The following is a 21,272-nucleotide window of genomic DNA, read 5'->3' as shown; positions in this document are numbered from 1 at the left end:
CGGTCACCGCGCGGCTCCGGCGATGAGGGAGACGTAGGCGTCCTCCAGAGTGGGTTCGCGTTTGAAGACCTGGAGGACGGACAGCCCGCGCAGTTCGGCCAGTACGGCGGCGGTCACGTCCGTCTCCTGGCCGCTGTGCACGTCGAGCACCTGGCCCGCGTCCCGGTCCGACAGGCTCACCGACTGGATGCCGGGCAGGGCGCGCAGCCGGACCAGGTCGTCCTCCCCTGCGCCGTTGAGGTGCACGGTCAGCACGACCTGGCCGTCCGTCTGCTTCTTCAGCGACTCCGGGGTGCCTTCGGCGATCTTCCGGCCCTCGCGCATGACCACCACGCGGTCGCACAGTTCGTCGGCCTCGAACATGTAGTGGGTGGTGAGCAGTACGGTCCGGCCCCGGTGCACCTGTTCGCGTACGAGGGCGCGCAGTTCGCGGGCCCCGACGGGGTCGATGCCGTTGCTCGGCTCGTCCAGGATGACCACCTCCGGGTCGTGCAGCAGGCCGCGCGCGATGTGCAGCCGCTGCTTCATCCCGCGGGAGTAGGACTCGACCCGTTTGCGCTCCTCCCCCAACAGCCCGACCATGTCGAGCAGTTCGGGCACGCGCCGTTTCTGCTCCCGGTACGGCAGCCCGTACAGGTCGGCGAAGAGCAGCAGGTTGTCCCGGGCCGACAGGCGCGCGTACAGGCCCTGGTCGCCCCCGAGGATGACGCCGGTGAGGCGGCGCACGGTCTGCGCCTGCGCCACGACGTCGTGTCCGAGGACGCGGGCCCGGCCGGAGGTCGGCAGCAGCACGGTCATGAGGATCTTGACGGTGCTGGTCTTGCCGGCGCCGTTGGGCCCGAGCAGTCCGACCATCTCGCCGCGCTCCACGCGCAGCGACAGTCCGTCGACCGCACGCTTCACTCGGCCCTGGGGTCCGCGGAAGGTTCGGGTGAGGTCGTCCACGGCGATGGCGGACGCTGATTCGGAATCCTGCATTCGCACCTCTTACGGCCATCGGACGAGAAGAGGGACTGCAATTTCCACAGCGACTGTCGGATGGCAGTCGGGGAGGCTCTCCGACCCTAAATCCCTGCCGGATCTTCCTCAATCAACACCGGCCAGGTTGTCCGAAACTGGCCCTGTCATCCAGGTGCGTTCCAGGTGAACGGCGTACGGCGCGCTCGGAGTTGGCCCTGATCCGGCCTTGTCAGGCCCGGGAGGGCGGGGTTAGGCTCCGCCAATCCCCTGCGAATCCAATGGTTTTCCGGATGTCACCGCCGGCCCTCGCCGAGAACAGTTCGCGAAATCTCCGCCGGCCGAAGAAAACCGGGCGTCCCCCCGATTTCCGATAATGGCGCCAGAAAGGTGTGACCATGCCGTCGGATCACGATCCGTGGGCCCGTTGCGACCCCGCCGACCGGGCGGTCATCGAGGGCCTCCAGGGCGAGGTCGTGCCCGTCCGGCCCGACAAGGTGCTCCGGGAGCTGGAACGCCGGTACGCCGAGGGTGGTTCCCGGATCGCGCTGACCGACGGCGACCGTGACTGGTCGTACGACGAACTCGGGCAGTGGGTCTTCGGGCTGCGCGCGGCGCTCGACGAGAGGTTCGGCGCCGGGGTCTTCGGCGTGGCGATCGACCGCTCGGCCGAACTCGTCGCCGCGGTCCAGGCCGTCGCCCTGTCCGGGAGCGCCTACTGCCCGCTCGGGGTGACCGATCCACCGGCCTGGCGGCAGTCGGCGGCACAAGCCGCAGGCGCCACCGCGGTGTTGGTGGCCGGAGACACTCAGGACTTCCCGACGCTCACGACCTTCGACGTACGGCCGAGGTATGCCGCGGACGCCGGTCGCGAGCCGGTGACGATGGACGCCGATGCCACGGCCCAGATCATCTTCACCTCGGGTTCCACCGGGCGGCCCAAGGGGGTCGTCTGCACCCACCAGGGCTTCGCCAACCGGGTCCGGTGGATGCAACGGGCCTTTCCGCTCACCCCGGCCGACCGGGTGGCGCTGAAGACTCCCGTCACCTTCGACGTGGCCGGCTGGGAGCTGTTCTGGCCGCAGTACGCGGGCGCTCGCGCAGTGGTGATCCCGCCGGAGGAGCACACCTCTCCGGAGGCGCTGATCACCCACTTCACCGAACACCGGGTCACCGTCGCTCACTTCGTGCCCTCCATGCTGCGCCTGTGGCTGCGGGCCGACGGCGCCCGGCGCTGCCCCGACCTGCGGCTGGTGTTCTGTAGCGGCGAGGCGCTCACCACCGACCTCGTCAAGGAGTTCGCCCGCCAGTCGGACGCCGAGCTGCACAATCTGTACGGCCCGACGGAGGCGTCCATCGACGTGACCCATGCCCGGGCGGACCTGGCGCCGCGTGACCCGGTCCCGATCGGCCGGCCCATCGACAACACCCGCGTGTACCTCCTCGACCGGGACGAGACGATCTGCCCGGTCGGGGAGGTGGGCGAGATCTGTCTCCAGGGCATCGGCGTCGCCTCCGGCTACCTCGACGCCGATACGGCGCAGGCGGCCCGCTTCTCGCCGCTCCCGCCCGAACCGCCCGCGGGCTGGCGCACCTTCCGCACCGGTGACCTCGGCCGGTACACCCCGGACGGGCAGATCGAGTTCTGCGGACGCCTCGACGGCCAGGTGAAGATCAGGGGGCAGCGCGTCGAGCCCGCCGAGGCGGAGAGCGCGCTGCGGGACCACGAGGCGGTGCTGGACGCCTGCGTCGTGCCGTACCGGAGCGGGTCGGGACGCTGGTCGCTCGCCGCCCATGTGGTCCTGCGGCCCGGCCATGAGCTGCTCGATCCGCTCGGTGCGCTCATGGGTCACCTGGGGGAGCGGATCCCCAGCCGGTCGGTGCCGGCGCGGATCAGCGTCGTCGAGGAGCTGCCGGTCGGCAAGCACGGCAAGACCGACCGGGCGCGGCTGCCCGGGCCGGGGCGCGGGCGCCCCGGCCTCGCGACCGCGTTCGAGGAGCCCGCGACCCGGCTGGAGCTGCTGATCTCCGGGGTCTGGGCGCATGTCCTGGACCTCGACGAGGTCGGCCGGTTCGACGACTTCCACCAGCTCGGCGGCGACTCGCTGGCCGCCGTGGAGATCTCGTTCCTCATCGCCGAGCGGCTGGGCCTGGACTCCGACGACGATCTCGTCGCGGACATCCTGCTCGACGGCGACACGGTGGCGAACGCAGCCCGGGCGGCCGTCGCCGGAGGGCTCGACGACGGGCCGCTGTGACGACGGTCAGCGGCGGATGACGCCGGTGCTCTCGCCCCGCATCACCGGCTCGCCGTGCTTCTCGATGACGAGCTCCAACTCCCCCGCGACACCCGCCCTGGCCTCCCCGAGCGACCGCACGGTGACCTTCGCCTCGCTGGTGTCTCCCGCCCAGACGGGCCCGAGGAACTCCCAGTCCATGCGCCGGGCGATGAAGTGGAGCCGGCCACAGACCTTGGTCGTATCCGCCACGTCCTGCCCCGGCTCAGCTCGCGGCTTCGTCGACGATCATGCCTCGGTGTGGTCGTAGGAGGCGGCGTCCGCCTACGCGATGGGGCGGACCTGCCCCTGAGAGCTCACTCGACGGCCTCCACGGTGAGCGCGCCGGACAGGGTCCGCAGCAGTGTCCCCTCCGGCACCGCTTCGGGCACGGCACCGTGCACCGAGGACGGCGTGGACGCGCCCACGAGCAGCACGGACCAGCCGGGCACCGGCCGGTCCGCCGTGACGCGCGTCCGGCCGTCGCTCCGGTCGACGAAGAAGTCCACGGACGGACGGCCGTCGGGGGACATGATCCGCGTGGTGGCCGCCCCGGGCCCGGGGTGGACGCGCAGGGTGACTCCGGCGGCGTGGTCGTAGTCGGGCCGGTCGTCGACGGCTCCGACGGGGATCACCGCGCCGGGCCTGACCAGCACGGGCAGGCTGTCGAAGCCGTGCCGCTCCTCGACCCAGCGGGGGCCCTCGACCGTCGCTCCGGTCAGCAAGCTGGTCCAGCAGCCCTCGGGCACGTAGTAGCGGACCTGCCCGTCGGCCGAGAACACCGGCGCGACCAGCAGAGAGTCGCCGAGCATGTACTGGGTGTCCAGGTGGGCGCAGGCCGGGTCGTCGGGGAACTCCAGCACCATCGGCCGCATCATGGGCAGTCCGTCGGTGTGTGCCTCCTCCGCGATCCGGCTCAGGTACGGCATCAGCCGCATCTTGAGCCGGGTGAAGGAGCGCAGCACCTCCACGGCCTCCTCGTCGAACTCCCAGGGAACCCGGTAGGACCAGCCGCCGTGCAGCCGACTGTGCGAGGACAGCAGGCCGAAGGCGATCCAGCGCTTGAACACCGCTGCGTCGGGTCGGCCGATGAAACCCCCGATGTCGTGGCTCCAGTAGCCGAATCCGCACAGCCCGAGGGAGAGTCCGCCGCGCAGGCTCTGCGCCATGCCCGCGAAGGCCGCCTCGCAGTCGCCGCTCCAGTGCACCGGGAAGCGCTGGGTGCCGGCGGTGGCCGCGCGGGCGAACAGCACTGCCTCCCCTCGGCCTCGGCGCTTCTCCAGGAGCTCGAAGACCACCTGGTTGTAGAGGTAGGCGTAGTGGTTATGCATGCGTTCGGGATCGGAGCCGTCGAAGTACTCCACATCCAGCGGGATGCGCTCCCCGAAGTCCGTCTTGAAGCAGTCCACGCCCATGTCGAGCAGGGCCCCGAGGTGCTCGGCGAACCAGTCACGGGCGGCCGGGTTGGTGAAGTCGACCACCGCGAGGCCGGGTTGCCACCGATCCCACTGCCAGATATCGCCGTTCGGTCTGCGCAGCAGATAGCCGCGTTCCTTGCCCTCGGCGAACAGGGCCGACTGCTGGGCGATGTACGGGTTGATCCAGAGGCAGATCCTCAGCCCGCGGGCCTTCAAGCGCGCGAGCATGCCCGCCGGGTCGGGGAAGGTGCGCGGGTCCCAGGTGAAGTCGCACCAGTGGAACTCCCGCATCCAGAAGCAGTCGAAGTGGAACACCGACAGGGGCAGGTCCCGTTCGGCCATGCCGTCGATGAAGGAGGTGACGGTCTCCTCGTCGTACGAGGTGGTGAACGACGTCGACAGCCACAGGCCGTAGGACCAGGCCGGCAGCCGCGCGGGGCGGCCGGTCAGGGCGGTGAAGCGGCGCAGGATGTCCTTCGGTGTGGGGCCGTGGATGACGTAGTAGCGCAGCTTGTGGCCCTCGACGCTGAACTGGGTGCGCGCCACCGCCTCCGAGCCCACTTCGAAGGAGACCCGCCCGCTGTGGTGCACGAAGACGCCGTAGCCGGCGTCGGTGAGGTAGAACGGCACGTTCTTGTATGCCTGTTCGGTGGAGGTGCCGCCGTCCTCGTTCCAGATGTCGACGCTCTGGCCGTTTCTGACCAGCGGGCCGAAGCGCTCGCCGAGCCCGTAGACATGGTGTCCCACGCCGAGGTCGAGCTGTTCGCGCACATAGTGGCGGCCCTCGGCCTCGATGAACGCCATCGCTTTTGACCTGCTGCCGGTCAGGACCCGCCCGTCGGCGACGAAGTCCATGCGCCAGTCGTCGTCCCGGGCGAACCGGACCGACAGGGAACCGCTGGTGAGCACCGCCGCCTCAGCGTCCACCGACACCTCGACACCGGCCCCGCTGTCGGCGCTCAGCGCGAGCTCCGGTCCGCGCGCCTGCACCCCGTCGAAGTGGGTGATCTCCACGCCGATCACATCGGGCAGCGGGCTGGAGCAGCGGACGGTGACGACGGGGCCCATCGCCAGGTCGCCCCTGCGCTCGATCCTCTGGACGGGGGCACGCACGGTCAGCGAGTCCGTGCCGGGGACGATCTGGTACGCCTCGGCGGGGTGGGCGGCCACGACCCCTGCGCGGAGCAGCCAGTAGCCGTCGGTGAACTTCATCCGGTCACTCCTCCTTGGGAGTTGACTAGTTTCCGGCACTTTCGTAGCGGCGCAGCCCGCACTGGAAGACCGTCCTGGCCAAGGCGTGGGTGATGAGTGCGGCGGCCGGTGCGGCCAGGACCGCCCACAGGGAGCCGCCGCCCGTGAGCAGGTCGGCCGGGAGGTAGGTGACGAAGGCGAAGGGCAGCGGAAAGAGGAAGACCAGGAACAGCGCGCGCGGGTACATGTTCAGCGGGAACCGGGCCAGGTCGGTGAACTGGTGGACGAGGAAAGGGATGTTGTGCACTTCCCGGAACCAGAACCCGAGGGAGGCCGACGCCAGGTTGACCGAGCCGTAGATCAGGCTGCCGGACAGGACGAAGACCAGCAGCAGCGGCACCGACCAGATGCCGTAGGGCAGCGGAAGGTGACAGGCGGCGAGGGTCAGCGAGGTGACACCGATGGTGAGGTCACCAAGGCCGTGCAGGCTCACGTCCCTGGTGAACAGGTGCAGCACCGGGTCGACGGGGCGCAGCAGCAGGGTGTCGAGCTCCCCCTTGCGGATGAGTTCGCCGAGCTTCCAGACCCCGTTGAACAACAGGACGTTCAGGCCGAGTGGTGCGGTCGCCAGGCCGTACAGCAGGATCATCTTCCAGGTGCTCCACCCCTGGACCTCCGGGACACGGCGCAGCAGCACCAGGAGGAAGGCCAGCCAGGTGCCCTGTCGTAGCAGCGCGGCGACGATCTGGAGCAACAGGTCCGAGCGGTAGGCCGACTTCGCCCGGTACTGGAGGCCCAGGAGCAGCACGAAGTGAGGTGTCCCTCGGTCAGCCGCCATAGGTATCCAGCCGTCGGAAGCCGCGGTTCAGCAGGAGCATGGCCGTGGCGCACAGGATGCCGAGCCACAGCACCTGAACGGCGATGAGACCGGCGGCCTCGTCGGCGTCGACCCGGCCGAAGTAGATGAGGACGGGCGTGTGGAAGGTGCCCTGAAAGGGCAGGGCGTACGCCAACGCCCGCAGCCACTCAGGGAGCATCGGCAAGGGGAACATCGCCCCGGAGAGCAGCAGCGCAATGGCCTGGCGGCACCAGATGAGGCCGAGGGCGTTGGTCGTCCAGAAGCAGAGGATCCCGGTGGCGACGGCGAGGGCGCCCTTCAGCGCCACGGCGAGGAGCAGCGAGAGCACCAGGGCCGCCCCCATACCGGACTCGGGCGGTACCGCCCGGACCAGAGTGAGGGCGGCGATCAGCAGGCAGAGCCCGGCCGACAGCAGCTCCAGGAGGAGGGCCGCCAGCAGCTCGGTGAGACGGAGCGTCACGTAATGGACGGGCTTCAGCAGCTCCATCGAGACACTGCCGTCCCGGATGCTGGCCGAAACCCGTTCCTCCGTGCCGAACGACAGCAGGAGTGAGAGCAGAAAGGACAGCAGCAAATACGTCCGCATCTCCGGCCAGGTGTATCCCGCCGGGTTCTCCCGGTTCTCCATGACGGCACGCCAGACGGAGAAGAGAACCAATATCTGGAGCAGGCTGATGAGCACGCCCACCACATAGCGGCCGCGATACATGAAGGCTTCCTGGACCGCTGTTCCGACGAGCGTGACGAAAGTCCTCAATTCGCTCCTACGGCATGGTCGGACGCTGTTGGAAGATGCGCTGGACGATGCTTTCGAGGTCGGGCTCCCGGAGTTCGAAGTCGACGATCTCGTGCTGCCGCATGATCACCCCGACCAGGTGTGGAACGCTCACCGACGCCCGGTCGAACTCACAGGAGATCTGTTGTCGGCCCAGGACTGTGCAAGAGGCGGCCGTGCCGTCGTGGACCGTGCGGACCACCTCGTTCACGTCCACGGTGTCGGGCACCGTCACGATCAGGTGCCTGCTGGTAGTGAGCCGGTGCTTCACGCGGTCGATGCCGTCGTCCAGGATCTTGCTGCCCCGGTCCAGGATGATCAGCCGGTCGCAGATCCCCTCGATGTCCGCCATGTCATGGCTCGTCAGGAAGACCGTGGTGCCGTGCTGTTGGTTGAGATGGCGGACGAACTGCCGTACGGCCGCTTTGGAGTTGAGGTCGAGTCCGGCCGTCGGCTCGTCCAGGAAGACCAGGCGGGGATTGTGCAGGAGGGCGCCCGCGAGATCGGCGCGCATGCGCTGGCCCAGCGAGAGCTGGCGTACCGGGACCGAGAGGAAGTCGTTCAGTTCGAGCAGCTCGGTGAAGACCTCCAGGTTGGTGCGGTAGGCCGCCTCCGGGATCTCGTACATGCTGCTCAAGGCCCGGAAGGAGTCGATGACGGGCAGGTCCCACCAGAGTCCGGTGCGGTGGCCGAAGACGGCGCCGAGTTCACGGACGTGCCGCTTGCGGTCGCGATGGGGTTCGAAGCCGTTCACTCGGACGAATCCGCCGGTCGCGGACATCACCCCGGTGAGGATCTTGATGGTCGTGGACTTGCCGGCACCGTTGGAGCCGAGATACCCCACCGACTCCCCGGTCTCGATATCGAAGCCGACCGAGGCGAGTGCCACCTTGGTGCGGTAGCGAGGGCGCACCAGACTTCGCACCGTGCCCGCGAGCCCGGGTTCCTTCTCCGGGATCCGGTACTCCTTGCGAAGATCACGTACCTCGATGATCTTCATTCGCCTCCCCCGGTCCGGACCAGCCGTGAGGGCTGGGTGCGGTCACCCAGCCCTCGGGTCCTCAGCCGCTCAGCTGGCCGTCCTCGACCTTGACCTCACCGAGCTTCTGGAACCGCTTGTAGCGGATGGCGGGGGTGTTCGTGTTGACCCTGATCGCGAACACGTCGTCGCTCTCCTCCCGGGCCGCCTGGGCGCACTGCTCCAGGTCGGTGGTGTACGGGGTCTCCTGGAGCATGCGGGCCAGGTGGGAGGTGTTGGCCACCATGAAGCGGATCAGCTTGTTGGTGTGGAAGTGCCGGTCGCCCTTGCCCTCGATGTAGCCGGGGCCGGTACCCGCCGGGCCGAGCCAGTAGGCCGCGGCGTTCGGCGGCACGCTGTAGCCGAGCCGTCCGAGGTTGTTCAGCACCGTGCCGGCGACATGGTGGGCGCCGTCCTCGTTGCCGCACATCAGCAGCCCGCCGACCTTGTTGTACAGCGGGAACTGCCTGGTGTCAGGGTTCAGCTCGTCCATGAGGTTGAGCTTCTCGAGGATGACGTGCGCGGCGGACGTGCACATGTTGAGGGTGATCGGGGTGGCGATGACCAGGATGTCGGCCTCCCTGATCTTCCCGAGCAGCCAGGGCCACTCGTCCTCGCGGCGCGCCTTCTCACCGGCGTTGTAGTCGTCGAAGTCGTCCCAGTACTCCTGCTCGATGTCATGGTCGATGACGCGGATGACCTCGGTTTCGATCCCCTCCTTCTCGTAGAGGGGGACCGCCTTGTCGATGAGTCCCTGGGTCTGCGAGCGGCTGGGTGACCGGCGCAGAGTGGTGTTGAGAATGAGAGCCTTGAGAGCCATTCTTCTCGATCCTTCCCGTTGCGACTGGTTCGACTTCACGGAATGAGGGCGTGGCTCGCCGTCATTCCTCGGGCAGGTAGTCGTTGGTGTAGGCCTGTTCGGCAGGTATCTCCTTCTTGATCAGGCCCTTCTCCTTCATGAAGTCCGCCATGCGGCTCCACGTCTGCGGGTCACTCTCACCGAGCCGCCCGCCCGAACCGCGGATGAGGGGCGCCGACGCCTCCAGCACCGCCAGCGCCGAGGCCTTGCTCTTGGCGTCCTTCAGCGTGGGGATGTGGGCGCGGCTGAGCTCGACCGCTTCCTCGGGGTTGGCCAGGGTGAATTCGACACCGCGCAGGGTGGCCGCCACGAACTGCCGTACGTCGTCGGGCCGCTTCTTCAAGAAGCTCTCGGATGCTCCGATGCCCGACGAGATCAGGGGGGCGCCGTCGGTCTCCTCCGCCAGAGGGACGGCGCGTACGTCCAGGCCCGCTTGCTCGAACTGGACCTGGTCGTTGTTGACGAAGCCCATCACTCCGTCGACCCGCTTGGCGGAGAGGGCCGCCTGCTGGGTGTAGCCGATGGACTTCACCTCCACGTCCTCGGTGGTGAGCCCGCCCTCGGCCAGCAGCGCCAGCAGGCCGAAGTAGGTCTCGCCGTACGGCCCCGGCACTCCGACGGTCTTGCCCTTCAGGCCGGAGGCGTCGCGGATGGAGGAGTCGGCCGGGACCAGCAGGGCCACGGGGTATCTCTTGTAGAGCGTCATGACGTTGACCGCCGGGATGGCGCCGGCCCGGCCCTGCACGATCTCGTCGCCGCCGGCGATGACGAGATCCTCCTTGCCCGCCTTCAGGCCACCGAACAGATCCTCGCTGGCGCTGTGGTGATGCAGCGTCACGTTCAGTCCGGCGTCCTTGTAGTAGCCCTTCTCCTCGGCCACGTAGAAGGGCGCGAACTGGATGTTCGGTATGTAGGTGAGTCCGAGCGTGAGTTCGGTGGTGCTCCCGTCACCTCCGTCGCTCTCATCGCTCGCGTTCGGTTCCTCCGCGCAGGACATCAGGGTCGCCGCCAGCAGGGCGGCGGCGACGGCCGTCTTGGCGGTACGGCGTGGGGCGGAGGCTCCGGTGACAACTCTCATGGACAAGGCTCTTTCTGATAACACGTCAATTCGGCTTCAGGGACAAGTGGGCTCACAGGGAGGGTGTTGGTGGGTCACCAGCGTGCCCACCTCTCCAGCAGCAGCATCAGGCCGTAGAGACAGGCGGCGAGGAGGACCAGGACGAGCAGCGTGACGAACATGCCGACGGTGTCCGCCTCGCTGCGCTGGACGGTGAGCAGTTGGCCGAGGCCATCGCCGCCGACCACGAACTCGCCGACGACAGCTCCGGTGATGGAGAGGGTGAGGCCGGCCCGGATGCCCGCGAGGGTGCTCGGCAGGGCGAGCGGCCACTCGATGTACCGGAGCATCTGCACTCGGCCCACTCCGTCGACGCGTGCCGCGTTCATCACGTCGGAGTCGATCTGGCGCAGTCCCACCACCGCGCTGACGAGGATCGGGAAGAACACCAGCAGGGCGCACAGGACGGCGATGGGCAACAGCCCGTAGCCGAACCAGAGGGCGAGCAGCGGGGCGAGCGCCACCGCGGGTACCGCCTGGGAAGCCGCCACATACGGTTGCAGCGCGGCGGCGGCCACGCGGTTGCGGGCGATGAGATAGGCGAGCGGGAGGGCGACGGCCAGGCCCAGCGCGCTTCCGGCGGTGCTCTCGGCCACGGTCCGGGCGATGTAGTCGAACAGGAAACCGTCCTGTAGTTGGCTTACCAGCTCCTTCGCAATGGAATGGGGAGTGGGCAGGAAGAACGTGGAGACGGCTCCGAAACGGGTTACGGCGTCCCAGAGAGCGACGAGCAACAATCCGAGCGCGGCCGGTGCCAGGATGCCGATGCCGCCGCTCCGTGAACGCCGCCGCCGTGATTGCCGCTTCTCGGTGTCTTTCTCTCGCGCTGCGGATCGAGCGCCTTCGAAGTCACCGGCTACGGTGATCTCCCGGTCGTCTGTTTCGGAGTGTGGCGTGTCACGCATGGCACCTTGTCGGAACACTCAACCGCCCCTGGACGTTCCCCTTCGGCACGCCCCGCAATTACCGCGCAGGGCGGATTCGGCCTGAGTTGCGCTCCACGCAAACTAGTCCACCATCCGGATACTCGCAACGAATATCCCAGGGAGAAAGAAACCGGTCATGCAACCCGGTTTGCGGACCAGCGAAGTTGAGGCTGAAGGGGGGCGTGAATTACGGGAGCGCCTCCCGAGGAAGGTTTAGCGCACAAGCGCGCGATAAGGGTCAGCAATGAGTGAGTTTCCGACAGGGTGAACTCCGTGCGCGGAACCGGAATTCGACGCTCCACGATCACCTCGGGAGAGGTCCGGCGTCCGCGCCGCCCTGCCGGATTCCCTGGCCGGCCCGCTTGCGCAGCTCCTCGGGCGCATACAGCAACCAGTACGCGTTCACGGCGTGCGACCCGACCCGGTTGCGACACAGCTCGGCGAACTTGGCCGGATCCGGCTCCTCTTGGGAGTGCACGAACACTTCGAGGATGTGCCTCCCCGTCAGCACCTGGGCGAGCATGATTCCCTGCGCCGCCTCGTGCGCGCACACCTGGTCCAGCTCCGCGCCGCCCGGCATCCCACAGGCGATGACGATCTCGCAGGACTCCTGCTCGATCAGCCGGCGGGCGGCCACCGCCAGGTCCTTGAAGCCCGGCACGGTCCGCCGGACCACCTCGAAATGTTCACCGAATCCCTCCATCCCGGCCAGCCGGCTTTCGGCGATCGACCCCATGTCGATCCGCGCGAACATGGTGTCCACCACTCCGATTCGGTCCACGAGATCTCCTTGTCGGTCATCTTGTACGAGCTGCTCACAGGGCTGCCGTCAGCCCTTCCTGCCGTCCGTCGTCCAGGCCGTACAGCGCGCCGCTGTCGCAGGTCACCACGCGGTTGACGCCGCCGACGCTCGCCTTGCGCACGACGTCGTGGCCGCGGCGCACGAGCTCTGCCACGGTCTCGGCGGCCATCGTCTCGTCGACGTGCAGTTGCTCGGGACGGCCGGCCTCGATGCGGTCGCTGCCCGGGTAGTACGTCCAGCGCGGCCCCGACAGCGCTCGCAGCGGGGTGCTGTCGTCGAACAGCAGGGCCGCCGCCACCTGGGTGTTCCACTGGCACTGGCCGTCCCCGCCGGGCGTCCCGCCCAGCCATCGGACGGAGGACCCCTCGCTGATCATCCAGGGGAAGATGGTGTTGACGGGCCGGGCGCCCGGCCTGACCCGGTTGGCATGGTGGGGATCCAGCGTCGTACTGCGGCCCAGCCGGTTGCACAGCAGCAGCCCCGCCTCGGCCGGGCCGACCCCGGCGCCGAAGCCCAGGCCGAGGCTCTGCACCCAGGTCACGGCGTTGCCCGCGCCGTCGGCGATGACGAAGTGGGTCGTGTCGCCGTGCGAGTAGTGGCCGGCGTAGCGGCAGGGACTGCGCTTGTCCGGGTCGACGCCGCGCCGGAGTTCGGCCAGGGTCCGCTCGCCGAGGGGGTCGGGCGGGGGCGGCCCGGCGGCTTCCGGGTCCCTGAGGTGGTCGAGGCGCCAGCCGAAGGTCTGCTGGACGATCTCGGCGAGCAGATGTACCCCGGCGGCCGAGTCGCTGCGCTCGCCTTCGGTGCGCAATGCCGCGTAGAGCGCGAGGTTCTGGAGCATCAGCGGCCCCTGGGTGGGGGCGGGCACCACGGCGACCTGCCGCCCCACCACCTCGGCGACCAGGGCGGGGACGAGGCGGGTGGTCGTGGCGGTCACATCCGCGCCGCGCACCATGCCCCCGTACCGCTCGCTCACCTCGTCGGTCAGCCCGGCGATCCAGTCGCGCAGCGCGGCCCGGTCCGAGCGCCCCGCCCTGTCGTACAAGCGGGCGAGGCCGGGCTGGGGCAGTCGGCTGCCCACGGACTCCGGTTCGGCTGCCCGCCGGTACAGGTCGTGGAACTCCGGCTGCTCCAGGACCCGCAGGTTCTCCCTGGTCCAGCGCTGGAACTGGCCGGTGATCACGGCACCTTCCGACGCGGCGCGCGCCGCCGGGCGCAGCAGTCGTTCGAGCGGGACGGTGCCGAAGCGCTCGTGGACCTCGTACCAGGCGTCCAGCAGTCCGGGCGTGGTGGCCGACAGGATGCCGGTGCGGGGTACGCCGTCCAGCCCCCGTTCCTCGAAGGCTTGCGGGTCGGCGGCGAGCGGAGCGCGGCCGAGGCCGAGCAGGGCGAACGGCCTGTTCTCGCCCCGCGGGTGCAGTACGGCCGCGGCGTCGCCTCCGGGACCTGAGGCCATCGGCATGCAGACGGTCAGCATCGCGGAGGCGGTGATCGCCGCGTCGAAGGCCGTACCGCCCTCGTCCAGCACGCGCAGCGCGGCCAGGGTGGCGGCGGAGGAGCCGGCCGAGACCAGGCCCCGGTTTCCCCACTGCTGACGGTCCCGGAGAATCACTCGCATGGCCACACCACCGATGCGTGGTCGAGGGCCTGGAAAACCGGACGACCTGATTCTCTGTGGCGGGGCAGAAGAATGGCGGTCACGTCCACCTTCTTCGGTCGAACGACGGTGGGCACCACGACCTTATGAAGGAACCTGGCGGACTGCCACCACTCGTTCGAGGTAAGCGCTTCCGGGATCTTGGCCGAACAACATACCCCCACACCGAGGGCACTTACGCGAAGCGAGCCAGATCTGTCCCGATATATCTTCCTTATCACCCGCAGCGGCGGGCGGTTTCGCGTCAGAAACCCGAGTCATATTCTTTTGCAGGAAACCGCTTGTAACCTGGATGCGGAAGTTTTTCACGATGGCCCGGCGCCGTGCACGTGGGACGACGTGCAGCGCTCGATCCGTACGCCGTGACCTTTCGCGCGCCCTTAAGGGAATCCGATGCCGCATATCGTCAGCCAGGCCAATTGCACATTGCCGATTTCCAGCGGAGAGGTGAGGTTGCACGTTTTCGGCAGGGGGAGAAACGGTCCCGAGAGCATCATTGCGGCGGTACACCGGACCGAGCGCGCCGAGGACTGCGATCCCCTCGTCCGACTGCACAGCGCGTGTGCGACGGGGGACATCCTCGGCTCGCTCCGCTGCGACTGCGGCAGCCAGCTGTCCGCCGCCCTCGACGCCGTCCTGGAGAGCGACCACGGCATCCTGCTGTACCTCCTCGATCACGAGGGCCGCGGGATCGGCCTCGCCAACAAGATCAGGGCCTACGCCCTCCAGGAGCAGGGCATGAACACCGCCGAGGCCAACCTGGCGCTCGGTCTGCCGGTGGACGACCGTGACTACACCGACGCGGCCGCGGTGCTGCACGAGTTCGGTGTCGCGCGGCTCCGGCTGGCCACCAACAACCCCCTGAAGATCGCCGCGTTGGAGACCGCCGGCCTTGAGGTTCAGCGCGTCCCCTGGGGCGGTTTCGTCACCCCGCACAACTCCGGCTACCTGGAGACCAAGGACTATGTGCTCGGCCACCTGGGGAGCCTCGGGCCCATGCCGGAACCCAGCAAGCCGCGCAGCTGACCAACGGCCCCGTACCACTTGCTTCTTGCAGCTCATCCCTTGAAGGCAGGCTCCGCATGGATTTGGCCGACAAGCTCATCGTCAACCTCTGCCCCACCGGAATGATCCCGCGCCGCGCCAAGGTCCCGGCCGTTCCCGTCGAACCGGCCGAGATCGCGGCGGACGTGCGCCGCTGCCGTGACGCCGGCGCCTCCATGGTCCACCTGCACGCACGCGATATCGACGAGGAACCCACCTGGCGGCCGGAGCGGTTCCAGGAGATCTGCGACGCGGTCGTCTCCGAGGCGCCCGACATCGTCGTCGTGGTGACCACGAGCGGCCGCAACTGGTCCGAGACACCGAAGCGGTCCGCCTCGCTCACGGTCACCGGCCCCGGGAAACCGGAGATGGCCTCATTGACCCTCGGTTCGATGAACTTCCCGACCGGCCCCTCGGTCAACTCTCCCCAGACCATTCAGGAGTTGGCCGGCGCCATGCGGGAGCATGAGGTCGTTCCCGAACTGGAGATCTTCGACGTCGGCATGGCGGACTACGCGTCCTTCCTGGCCGACAAGGGCGTCCTGCAACCGCCGTTCTACGCCAACATCCTCCTCGGCTCCCTGGGTACGGCCGCGGTCAGCGCGGCGAACCTGGCCGCGGTCCTGGCCGCGCTGCCCCAGGGCGCCACCTGGGCCCTGGCCGGCATCGGCCGCTACCAGACCCGGGCGAACACGCTCGCCACCGCGCTCGGCGGACATGTGCGCGTCGGCCTCGAGGACAATCCGTACGAGGACTGGAGCCGCAAGTCCCCCGCCACCAACGCACGGTTGGTGGAGCGCGCCGTCCGCATCGGCCGTGAGCTGGGGCGTGAACCGGCGACCCCGGAGGAGACACGGGCGATCATCGGGCTGAAGCCGGTGACCCGCGAATGACGCAGGACATCGCGACGGTCCGACGGCACCGCTGGCACGCGGCCGACTCCTACGACGAGGCCACCGCCCGCCTCCAACGCCGTAACGCCGCTGTCGTGGCCAGGCTGCACCCGACACCCGACACCGTGCGCCATGCCCTGGACGTCGGCTGCGGAACGGGCGCGCTCACCGAGGAGTTGCTGACCTGGCTGCCGACGGCCCGGATCACCGGGCTCGATGTCTCCGCCGACATGCTCCACCTCGCCCGCACCGACGAACAGGGCGCCGGGCGGGTGGAGTTCCGGCTCGGCTCCCTCCTGGACCCGGAGGCGGTCACGGGTCCGTTCGACGCGGTGTTCAGCAACGCCGCCCTGCACTGGATGTATCCGCGCTACGACGACTGCTTCGCCCGGATGCGGCAGCTCCTGGTCCCGGGCGGCCTGCTCTGCGCGGCCACGGCCGGACGCAGCGCGGCGACCGACGACTTCGACCAGCAGGTGGGCGCGCGGGTGCGCCGCCTCCTGGGCCAGGACACGGCCGACGACTTCACCCGACGCCGGATGACCGCCGCCGAACTCGCAGCGGTCTGCGAACGCAACGGCCTGGTCGTGGACGATGTCTTCGTGGTCGAGCGCCGATCCGCAGTGTCCGTCCCGGCGTACGTCACCTGGTGGCTGGCCAGCGGCGGCCCCTGGCAGGCGGACCCACCACGGCGGGAACGGGCCTTGGAACTCCTTCAGGGAGCGCTGGGCGGGCCCGACGCGGAGCTCGAACTGATCCACGCCAGCGTGTTCGCGGTGCTGCGGCGACCGGTTCGCCACTGTTAACGTAAATCATCATGATTATTCCGCTTCATCCATTGCCCGCCCCGGCGGGCCCGACCATACCGAGGCGCGTGAGCATTCCATCGGGGCGGCGGGGCCGGAGGTGGACCGTCGGCCGTCAGTCCCTGATGCGGAAGGCGGGCTTGGCGGGCACCTCGATGCACCGGCGGCTGGTGATCGCCGTCGTGGTGGACACCGTCGGCTACGGCGCGTTCATACCTCTGACGTTCCTGTATCTGTCGACCGCGACCGACCTCCCCGTGGCGGAACTCGGGGTGATCATCACGACGGCGAGCCTGGCCGGGCTTCCGGTGCCGCTGTTCGTGGGGCATCTCGTCGACCGGCTGGGCGCGCGCCGCGTCCTGGTGGCCCAGACCGTGGCGGCGGCGGTCGGGTACACGCTGTACTTCTGGGTCCAGTCCTTATGGCCGTTGCTCGTCGGCATCATCGTCGTCACAGTGGCCGACCGGACCTACTGGGCCGCGTGGCCGGTGTTCGTCAGCGAGCAGGTGGCCGACAGCGACAGCCTCGACCGCTGGTACGCGATCGTCAACGCGGCCAAGAGCGCCAGCCTGGCCGCCGGTTCAGGCATCGCCTCCATCGCACTCGCGGTCGGCGGCACCGGCGGCCTCCAAGCCATGCTGGCCCTGAACGTCGCCACCTCGGTCACCGCCGGACTGCTGTTCGTCTCACTCAAGAGCCCCGCTGCCCCGCCGGCCCCCAAGGAAGCGGCACCCATGGGAGGCTGGCGGGCCCTCAGATCGGACCGCCCGTACCTCACCCTCACTTTCGGCAACACGCTGCTGACCTACGGCTGGCTGATCTCCACCCTCGTCCTGCCGGTCTACCTGGTCCGGTACATCCATCTGGCGAGCTGGACCGCGGCCTTCGCGCTGATGCTCAAGATGACGCTCACCATGCTGTTCCAGACGACCGTCGCGGCCCAGCTGTACCACCTGCGCAGAACGTCGACCGCGCTCGCGGGCACCGCGTGCTTCGTCATCGCCGTCCTGCTGCTGGCCTGCGCCGCCGGGCCGTCGTCCGACGTCCTCGCGATGACGGCGGTCATCGCCGGCGTCGCATTCCTGGCCCTCGGTGAGATGCTCGCCGCACCGGCCACCACCAGCCTGGCCGTCGCCGCCGCACCCGACGGCTCCCAGGGCCGGTACGTCTCGGTGTTCCAGATGTCCTGGGCCCTGTCGGCCGTCTCCGGCCCGGCCCTGATCGGTTACCTGCTCAGCAAGTCGCTGCTCGTGCTGTGGGGGGCGTTCGCCGCGCTGATGCTGGCCGCCGCCCTCGTCTTCGCCGCACTGCGCACCCGCTTCCCCCGTCATGTCGACACCAAGTCCCAGCCCAAGACGTGAGGACCGTACGCCCATGATGACCCGTCCCAGCCAAGAGCCCGCCGCGTGTGGAAGTGCCGTCGCCGACGCGCTCGTCATCCACGCCGATCACGGCGCCCGCGAGGCGAACCCCTACTACTGGCACCGCGCCCAGGAGCGGACAGCCGAACTGCTCAAGGAGATCCAGGCCCACGGCGATTCCCAACTCATCGCGGCCTCAGATGAGTTGGTGAAGGACCCGGGAAGTGCCCGGGGATGGCGGCGAGTTCGGGACCTGGCGGCCAAGGCGGCGCAGGCCCCCTTCGTCGACGTGGCGTTCGACATCAGGGACAGGTCCCGCTTCGGCTACCACGTCGGGGACGCGTACGACCGCGAGGTGACCGCCGATGCCGACTGGCGGTCCTGGCCCGCGAATCCGCCCGCGCCCACCTCGGTGGAGCCGGTCGCCCACATCGTGATCACGTTCCGGGACCAGAGCGCGGACGGCACCCGCGCCCGCAACCTGGTGGCCTGCCTGGCCGCCCTCAGCGACCAGACCCTGCCGCGCGAGCTGTATCACGTGACCGTCGTGGAGTCGGACACCACCCCGCGCTGGCGCGAGACGGTCCTCAAGTACGCGGACGACTGGCTCTTCGCGTTCTCCGACCGCCCCTTCAACAAGTCCTGGGGCACCAACTGCGGGGTGCTGCGCGCCGGGCGCCAGGCGCCCTACCTGTGCCTGCTCGACGCCGACGCGCTCGTGGACCGGGACTTCGTACGGCGCAACACCGAGCGGTTCCGGCGCGCCGGGTCGGGCGCGTTGATGTGCTTCCGGGACCTGCTGTACATGGACGCGCCCGCTTCGGCCGCCGCGGTGCGCGACCGCTGCCTCGAAGGGAAGCCCGAGGCGGACACGGACCGGCTGCGGTGGTTCGGGGTGCAGCGATCGCCGGGCCTGTGCGTGTGGCTGCGGCGCGATGTCTTCGACGCCGTCAACGGCATGGACGAGCGGTTCGAGGGTTGGGGCCGGGAGGACATCGACTTCGCGCTCCGGATCCAACTGGCCACCGCCTTCGACCAGTACGACGACCAGATGCTGCACCTTTACCATCCGAGCTCGGGCCATCTGAAGGACGGACAGACCGTCAACTACCACATCCCGCTGCTGTCCTGGGCGCCCACGGAGCCCATCGGCCGGCTGGAACGCTTCTCGGGCTGACCGGGGTGCCCATGCCGACAGACTTCCGGACCTGCGCGGTTCTGGGGTTCCAGACCGCCCGACCCGGCGCGGACCCGCGCCTCGCCGAGCTGAACCTGCGGCTCGGCGAGGCGCTGGACGCCGAGGGCCTGCTGCGCTTCCAGGTCCTGACCCACGCCACCGACGCCACCCGGCTGTGTGTGTACTGGTTGTGGCGGGACCTCCGGGACCGGGACGCCCTCTGGGCGGCGCCGCCGACGGCACTGACGGACTTCTGGACCGCGGCCCGCCCACACTGGCTCGCCGAACCGAGCGTGCGCCGCTTCGTCTGGCACCCGGCGGCGGACCGTGACCTGTGCGCACCAGGGGCCGGCATCGCCCTGGAGGAATCACCGCGCCCCTCCGCCCAGGAACCGGGTTCCTGGCTCCTGGACATCGACTCGAACGCGGCCCTGCACTGCCGGGCACCTTCGGGACCGCGCGATCCCGTGGCCTGGAGAGCCCTTCCCGGCGCCCTGGGGACGGTTCCGCACTCAATGAGATGACCGACCGCCGAAGGGCAGCCCCTTTCCGTCAGCCGACCCGCCGGGTAGCCGCCGCGATCTTCGTCGCGGCGGGTGAGGTCGAGGTGTGGCACAGCGACGGTCTGTCGGAGCGGGTGGTGCTGGTCGCGGGGGACTACATCTGTATTCCCCCGGACACCCCTCACCTTCCGGTGAACTGGAACGACCAGGAAATGATCGCTGTCGTCGCCCGCACCGACCCCGATGAGCAAGAGGGCGTCCATCTGATCGACCTGCCCGAGCATCTCCACGGCAGCGTCGCAGAAGTCCCCGTGGCCGCGCCGAGCCGGCTCGGCCGCCGTCACCGCGCCCCGGTGCCACGTTCGTCGATCGGGTGAGTACTTTCGGCGGCCCCGCACCGTGAGAACCAGTGCGCCGCGCCGGTCGCGGAGAGGCCCCCTTCCGCGTGGACGAGGAGCTCATCGAGGCCGGGGGTTCCCGTCGACCCGGTCCACGCCTTCCCGCGCGGGAAAGGGCGTCAGATGGACGGGCAAGCCGTACGCCGGACGACCGGCTGCGCGCGGCGTGTGCCGGACCGGCTCGACGCTCGGGGCATTCATCGCCCACCAGGCCAGTCGGCGCGTCCTCGACGCGGTCGCCGCGTCCATCCCCCTCGTCCTCGCCGCAGCCGTCGCGACAGACCGTGTACGGCCCGGTACCCGCATCCCGCTGACCGCCTTCGGCGGTGGCCCGACCTGGGGCTCGGTCGCACCGCACTGGACGGACGCACCGTCCGTATCCGTTCCTCCGGCCGGCCTCACGCCGACGCTGTCAGTAGCGCAGCGGCGTGGCGAGTGCCGCCGTCGTTCGCTCCGCTCCCGGGAGGGGGCAGCGCAGGTCGTCCACGCGCCAGACGCCGGGCCGGCGCCCCGGCGGTACACGGACCACGAGGGGACCGTCGCACTCGGGGCGTACCGGCAGAGACGGCAGCGGGATGCCCAGGCCGACTCCCATCCCCTTGGCGACGGCCTCTTTCCGGGTCCAGGCCCGCAGAAGGCGGGTGTCGGTCACCCGGGCCGCCTCTTCGTCGTCCGAGATCAGACGGATGTGCGCGTGGGCCACCGGTGCGGGGCAGGCGTTGATCGACCGGGAGTTGTACCTGCCGCGGGAATAGACGGACGATCAGGATCGCTGCCGGGCCGCGCACGTGCCCGAGCAGCGCCTCTTCCTGACCAAGCCACGGGGCTGTGGTCCGGGCAGCCGGTCTCCTTCAAGCTGGAGGACCTGGACGTGATCTGCGTCGTCCTGAGCTGCGAGATCGGTGACCTGCTGATCCCCGAACCGCAGAAAGTCACCCGTCCCGGCCAGGACACCGATGTCCGACAAGTGGCCTCCGGCTCCTCAGGACAGGCCCCGGCGGTGGTCCCTCGCCGCCGGGATGGTCGGTCCCTTCCTCCGATGTGACCTATGGACCCGAGTTCCTGCCCGGATTGCCTGTCCTGGGGCGTTTCTTCGAGCCGCGGTGCTCGACGTGTTCCTCGTTCGCCAGCCGCTGGAGGGCAGGCGTGTGCGCCGACTGCACGCGCCAATGAACGCCAGAATCCGCCAAGCGGAAGAGAATGTCCGTTGACCAGCCCGTTACCTGCGCGGCATCACG

The 21,272-nt window shown here is 69.3% G+C and carries 21 protein-coding genes and 1 pseudogene; 10 read left to right on the top strand and 12 right to left on the bottom strand.

Going from position 1 to position 21,272, the window contains the following annotated elements; genetic code table 11:
- Nucleotides 1-3 precede the first annotated feature (3 nt).
- Nucleotides 4-978 (bottom strand): ABC transporter ATP-binding protein, encoded by a 975-nt coding sequence (locus AB0I77_RS00710; protein WP_363280082.1) that lies wholly within the window; start codon nt 976-978, stop codon nt 4-6.
- Between the two features lie 377 nt (nt 979-1,355).
- Here AB0I77_RS00710 and AB0I77_RS00705 point away from each other — a divergent pair, with 377 nt between their 5' ends.
- Nucleotides 1,356-3,215: a non-ribosomal peptide synthetase gene (locus tag AB0I77_RS00705; RefSeq protein ID WP_363280081.1), complete on the top strand. Its 1,860-nt coding sequence runs from the start codon at nt 1,356-1,358 to the stop codon at nt 3,213-3,215.
- A gap of 6 nt (nt 3,216-3,221) precedes the next feature.
- Here the strand turns inward: AB0I77_RS00705 and AB0I77_RS00700 are convergent, their stop codons facing one another.
- The 10 genes from AB0I77_RS00700 to AB0I77_RS00655 form a co-directional block, all read right to left on the bottom strand.
- The gene (locus AB0I77_RS00700) at nt 3,222-3,446 is read right to left on the bottom strand and encodes a hypothetical protein (RefSeq protein WP_363280080.1); all 225 of its coding nucleotides are present in this window, start codon (nt 3,444-3,446) and stop codon (nt 3,222-3,224) included.
- A gap of 104 nt (nt 3,447-3,550) precedes the next feature.
- A complete protein-coding gene (gene yicI, locus AB0I77_RS00695) occupies nt 3,551-5,863 on the bottom strand; it encodes an alpha-xylosidase (RefSeq protein WP_363280079.1) in 2,313 nt (770 codons plus the stop codon).
- Between the two features lie 25 nt (nt 5,864-5,888).
- Nucleotides 5,889-6,650 carry an ABC-2 family transporter protein gene (locus tag AB0I77_RS00690; protein WP_363280078.1) on the bottom strand — a complete coding sequence of 254 codons (762 nt, stop codon included), beginning with the start codon at nt 6,648-6,650 and terminating at the stop codon, nt 5,889-5,891.
- Nucleotides 6,651-6,669: 19 nt separating this feature from the next.
- A complete protein-coding gene (locus tag AB0I77_RS00685; RefSeq protein ID WP_363280077.1) occupies nt 6,670-7,458 on the bottom strand; it encodes an ABC-2 family transporter protein in 789 nt (262 codons plus the stop codon).
- A gap of 7 nt (nt 7,459-7,465) precedes the next feature.
- Nucleotides 7,466-8,476, bottom strand: a complete 1,011-nt coding sequence (locus AB0I77_RS00680; RefSeq protein ID WP_363280076.1) for an ATP-binding cassette domain-containing protein — start codon at nt 8,474-8,476, stop codon at nt 7,466-7,468.
- Between the two features lie 61 nt (nt 8,477-8,537).
- The gene (gene rosB / locus AB0I77_RS00675; RefSeq protein WP_363280075.1) at nt 8,538-9,314 is read right to left on the bottom strand and encodes an 8-demethyl-8-aminoriboflavin-5'-phosphate synthase RosB; all 777 of its coding nucleotides are present in this window, start codon (nt 9,312-9,314) and stop codon (nt 8,538-8,540) included.
- Between the two features lie 61 nt (nt 9,315-9,375).
- The gene (gene ribY / locus AB0I77_RS00670) at nt 9,376-10,431 is read right to left on the bottom strand and encodes a riboflavin ABC transporter substrate-binding protein RibY (protein WP_363280074.1); all 1,056 of its coding nucleotides are present in this window, start codon (nt 10,429-10,431) and stop codon (nt 9,376-9,378) included.
- A gap of 74 nt (nt 10,432-10,505) precedes the next feature.
- On the bottom strand, nt 10,506-11,066 hold the full coding sequence (ribX, locus tag AB0I77_RS00665) for a riboflavin ABC transporter permease RibX (RefSeq protein WP_363280537.1): 561 nt from the start codon (nt 11,064-11,066) through the stop codon (nt 10,506-10,508).
- Nucleotides 11,067-11,700: 634 nt separating this feature from the next.
- Nucleotides 11,701-12,177: a riboflavin synthase gene (gene ribC / locus AB0I77_RS00660; RefSeq protein WP_363280073.1), complete on the bottom strand. Its 477-nt coding sequence runs from the start codon at nt 12,175-12,177 to the stop codon at nt 11,701-11,703.
- A gap of 34 nt (nt 12,178-12,211) precedes the next feature.
- Entirely contained in the window at nt 12,212-13,813 is a 1,602-nt protein-coding gene (locus AB0I77_RS00655) for a gamma-glutamyltransferase (RefSeq protein WP_363280072.1), read from the bottom strand.
- A 432-nt stretch (nt 13,814-14,245) separates the two neighbouring features.
- Between AB0I77_RS00655 and AB0I77_RS00650 the strand changes: the two genes are divergently transcribed.
- From AB0I77_RS00650 to AB0I77_RS00615, 8 genes and pseudogenes are all read left to right on the top strand, one after another.
- The gene (locus AB0I77_RS00650) at nt 14,246-14,878 is read left to right on the top strand and encodes a GTP cyclohydrolase II (protein ID WP_363280071.1); all 633 of its coding nucleotides are present in this window, start codon (nt 14,246-14,248) and stop codon (nt 14,876-14,878) included.
- Between the two features lie 56 nt (nt 14,879-14,934).
- Nucleotides 14,935-15,789 (top strand): 3-keto-5-aminohexanoate cleavage protein, encoded by an 855-nt coding sequence (locus AB0I77_RS00645; RefSeq protein ID WP_363280070.1) that lies wholly within the window; start codon nt 14,935-14,937, stop codon nt 15,787-15,789.
- Nucleotides 15,786-16,595 carry a class I SAM-dependent methyltransferase gene (locus AB0I77_RS00640; RefSeq protein WP_363280069.1) on the top strand — a complete coding sequence of 270 codons (810 nt, stop codon included), beginning with the start codon at nt 15,786-15,788 and terminating at the stop codon, nt 16,593-16,595. The genes AB0I77_RS00645 and AB0I77_RS00640 overlap by 4 nt, the downstream gene beginning before the upstream one ends.
- Nucleotides 16,596-16,663: 68 nt before the next feature.
- Nucleotides 16,664-17,956 carry an MFS transporter gene (locus AB0I77_RS00635; RefSeq protein WP_363280068.1) on the top strand — a complete coding sequence of 431 codons (1,293 nt, stop codon included), beginning with the start codon at nt 16,664-16,666 and terminating at the stop codon, nt 17,954-17,956.
- Nucleotides 17,957-17,969: 13 nt separating this feature from the next.
- Nucleotides 17,970-19,133: a galactosyltransferase-related protein gene (locus AB0I77_RS00630; protein WP_363280067.1), complete on the top strand. Its 1,164-nt coding sequence runs from the start codon at nt 17,970-17,972 to the stop codon at nt 19,131-19,133.
- A gap of 11 nt (nt 19,134-19,144) precedes the next feature.
- Nucleotides 19,145-19,657, top strand: a complete 513-nt coding sequence (locus AB0I77_RS00625; protein ID WP_363280066.1) for a hypothetical protein — start codon at nt 19,145-19,147, stop codon at nt 19,655-19,657.
- Nucleotides 19,654-20,013 (top strand): cupin domain-containing protein, encoded by a 360-nt coding sequence (locus tag AB0I77_RS00620; protein WP_363280065.1) that lies wholly within the window; start codon nt 19,654-19,656, stop codon nt 20,011-20,013. The genes AB0I77_RS00625 and AB0I77_RS00620 overlap by 4 nt, the downstream gene beginning before the upstream one ends.
- A gap of 22 nt (nt 20,014-20,035) precedes the next feature.
- Nucleotides 20,036-20,335 (top strand): annotated as a pseudogene (locus AB0I77_RS00615) (hypothetical protein); the annotation flags it as partial.
- A gap of 111 nt (nt 20,336-20,446) precedes the next feature.
- On the opposite strand, the gene AB0I77_RS00610 reads toward AB0I77_RS00615, so the two are convergent.
- Nucleotides 20,447-20,737, bottom strand: a complete 291-nt coding sequence (locus tag AB0I77_RS00610; RefSeq protein ID WP_363280064.1) for a 4'-phosphopantetheinyl transferase superfamily protein — start codon at nt 20,735-20,737, stop codon at nt 20,447-20,449.
- On the opposite strand from AB0I77_RS00610, the gene AB0I77_RS00605 reads away from it, so the two are divergent.
- On the top strand, nt 20,723-21,079 hold the full coding sequence (locus AB0I77_RS00605) for a helix-turn-helix transcriptional regulator (protein ID WP_363280536.1): 357 nt from the start codon (nt 20,723-20,725) through the stop codon (nt 21,077-21,079). The two genes, AB0I77_RS00610 and AB0I77_RS00605, sit on opposite strands and share 15 nt — an antisense overlap.
- The last annotated feature ends 193 nt before the right edge of the window (nt 21,080-21,272 follow it).

The organism is Streptomyces sp. NPDC050619, assembly GCF_040654815.1.
In the GTDB taxonomy this organism is placed as follows: Bacteria; Actinomycetota; Actinomycetes; order Streptomycetales; family Streptomycetaceae; genus Streptomyces.
The sequence above is the reverse complement of the archived record's forward strand: the minus strand, read 5'-3'. Positions and strand labels throughout refer to the sequence as shown.

Excerpts from the sequence above, each read along its gene's own strand:
- AB0I77_RS00680 (WP_363280076.1), bottom strand. The coding sequence starts at position 8,476 with ATGAAGATCATCGAGGTACGTGATCTTCGCAAGGAGTACCGGATCCCG.
- rosB (WP_363280075.1), bottom strand. The coding sequence starts at position 9,314 with ATGGCTCTCAAGGCTCTCATTCTCAACACCACTCTGCGCCGGTCACCC.
- AB0I77_RS00625 (WP_363280066.1), top strand. The coding sequence starts at position 19,145 with ATGCCGACAGACTTCCGGACCTGCGCGGTTCTGGGGTTCCAGACCGCC.
- AB0I77_RS00650 (WP_363280071.1), top strand. The coding sequence starts at position 14,246 with ATGCCGCATATCGTCAGCCAGGCCAATTGCACATTGCCGATTTCCAGC.
- AB0I77_RS00640 (WP_363280069.1), top strand. The coding sequence starts at position 15,786 with ATGACGCAGGACATCGCGACGGTCCGACGGCACCGCTGGCACGCGGCC.
- AB0I77_RS00645 (WP_363280070.1), top strand. The coding sequence starts at position 14,935 with ATGGATTTGGCCGACAAGCTCATCGTCAACCTCTGCCCCACCGGAATG.
- AB0I77_RS00620 (WP_363280065.1), top strand. The coding sequence starts at position 19,654 with ATGACCGACCGCCGAAGGGCAGCCCCTTTCCGTCAGCCGACCCGCCGG.
- yicI (WP_363280079.1), bottom strand. The coding sequence starts at position 5,863 with ATGAAGTTCACCGACGGCTACTGGCTGCTCCGCGCAGGGGTCGTGGCC.
- AB0I77_RS00630 (WP_363280067.1), top strand. The coding sequence starts at position 17,970 with ATGATGACCCGTCCCAGCCAAGAGCCCGCCGCGTGTGGAAGTGCCGTC.
- ribY (WP_363280074.1), bottom strand. The coding sequence starts at position 10,431 with ATGAGAGTTGTCACCGGAGCCTCCGCCCCACGCCGTACCGCCAAGACG.
- AB0I77_RS00705 (WP_363280081.1), top strand. The coding sequence starts at position 1,356 with ATGCCGTCGGATCACGATCCGTGGGCCCGTTGCGACCCCGCCGACCGG.
- AB0I77_RS00655 (WP_363280072.1), bottom strand. The coding sequence starts at position 13,813 with ATGCGAGTGATTCTCCGGGACCGTCAGCAGTGGGGAAACCGGGGCCTG.
- AB0I77_RS00710 (WP_363280082.1), bottom strand. The coding sequence starts at position 978 with ATGCAGGATTCCGAATCAGCGTCCGCCATCGCCGTGGACGACCTCACC.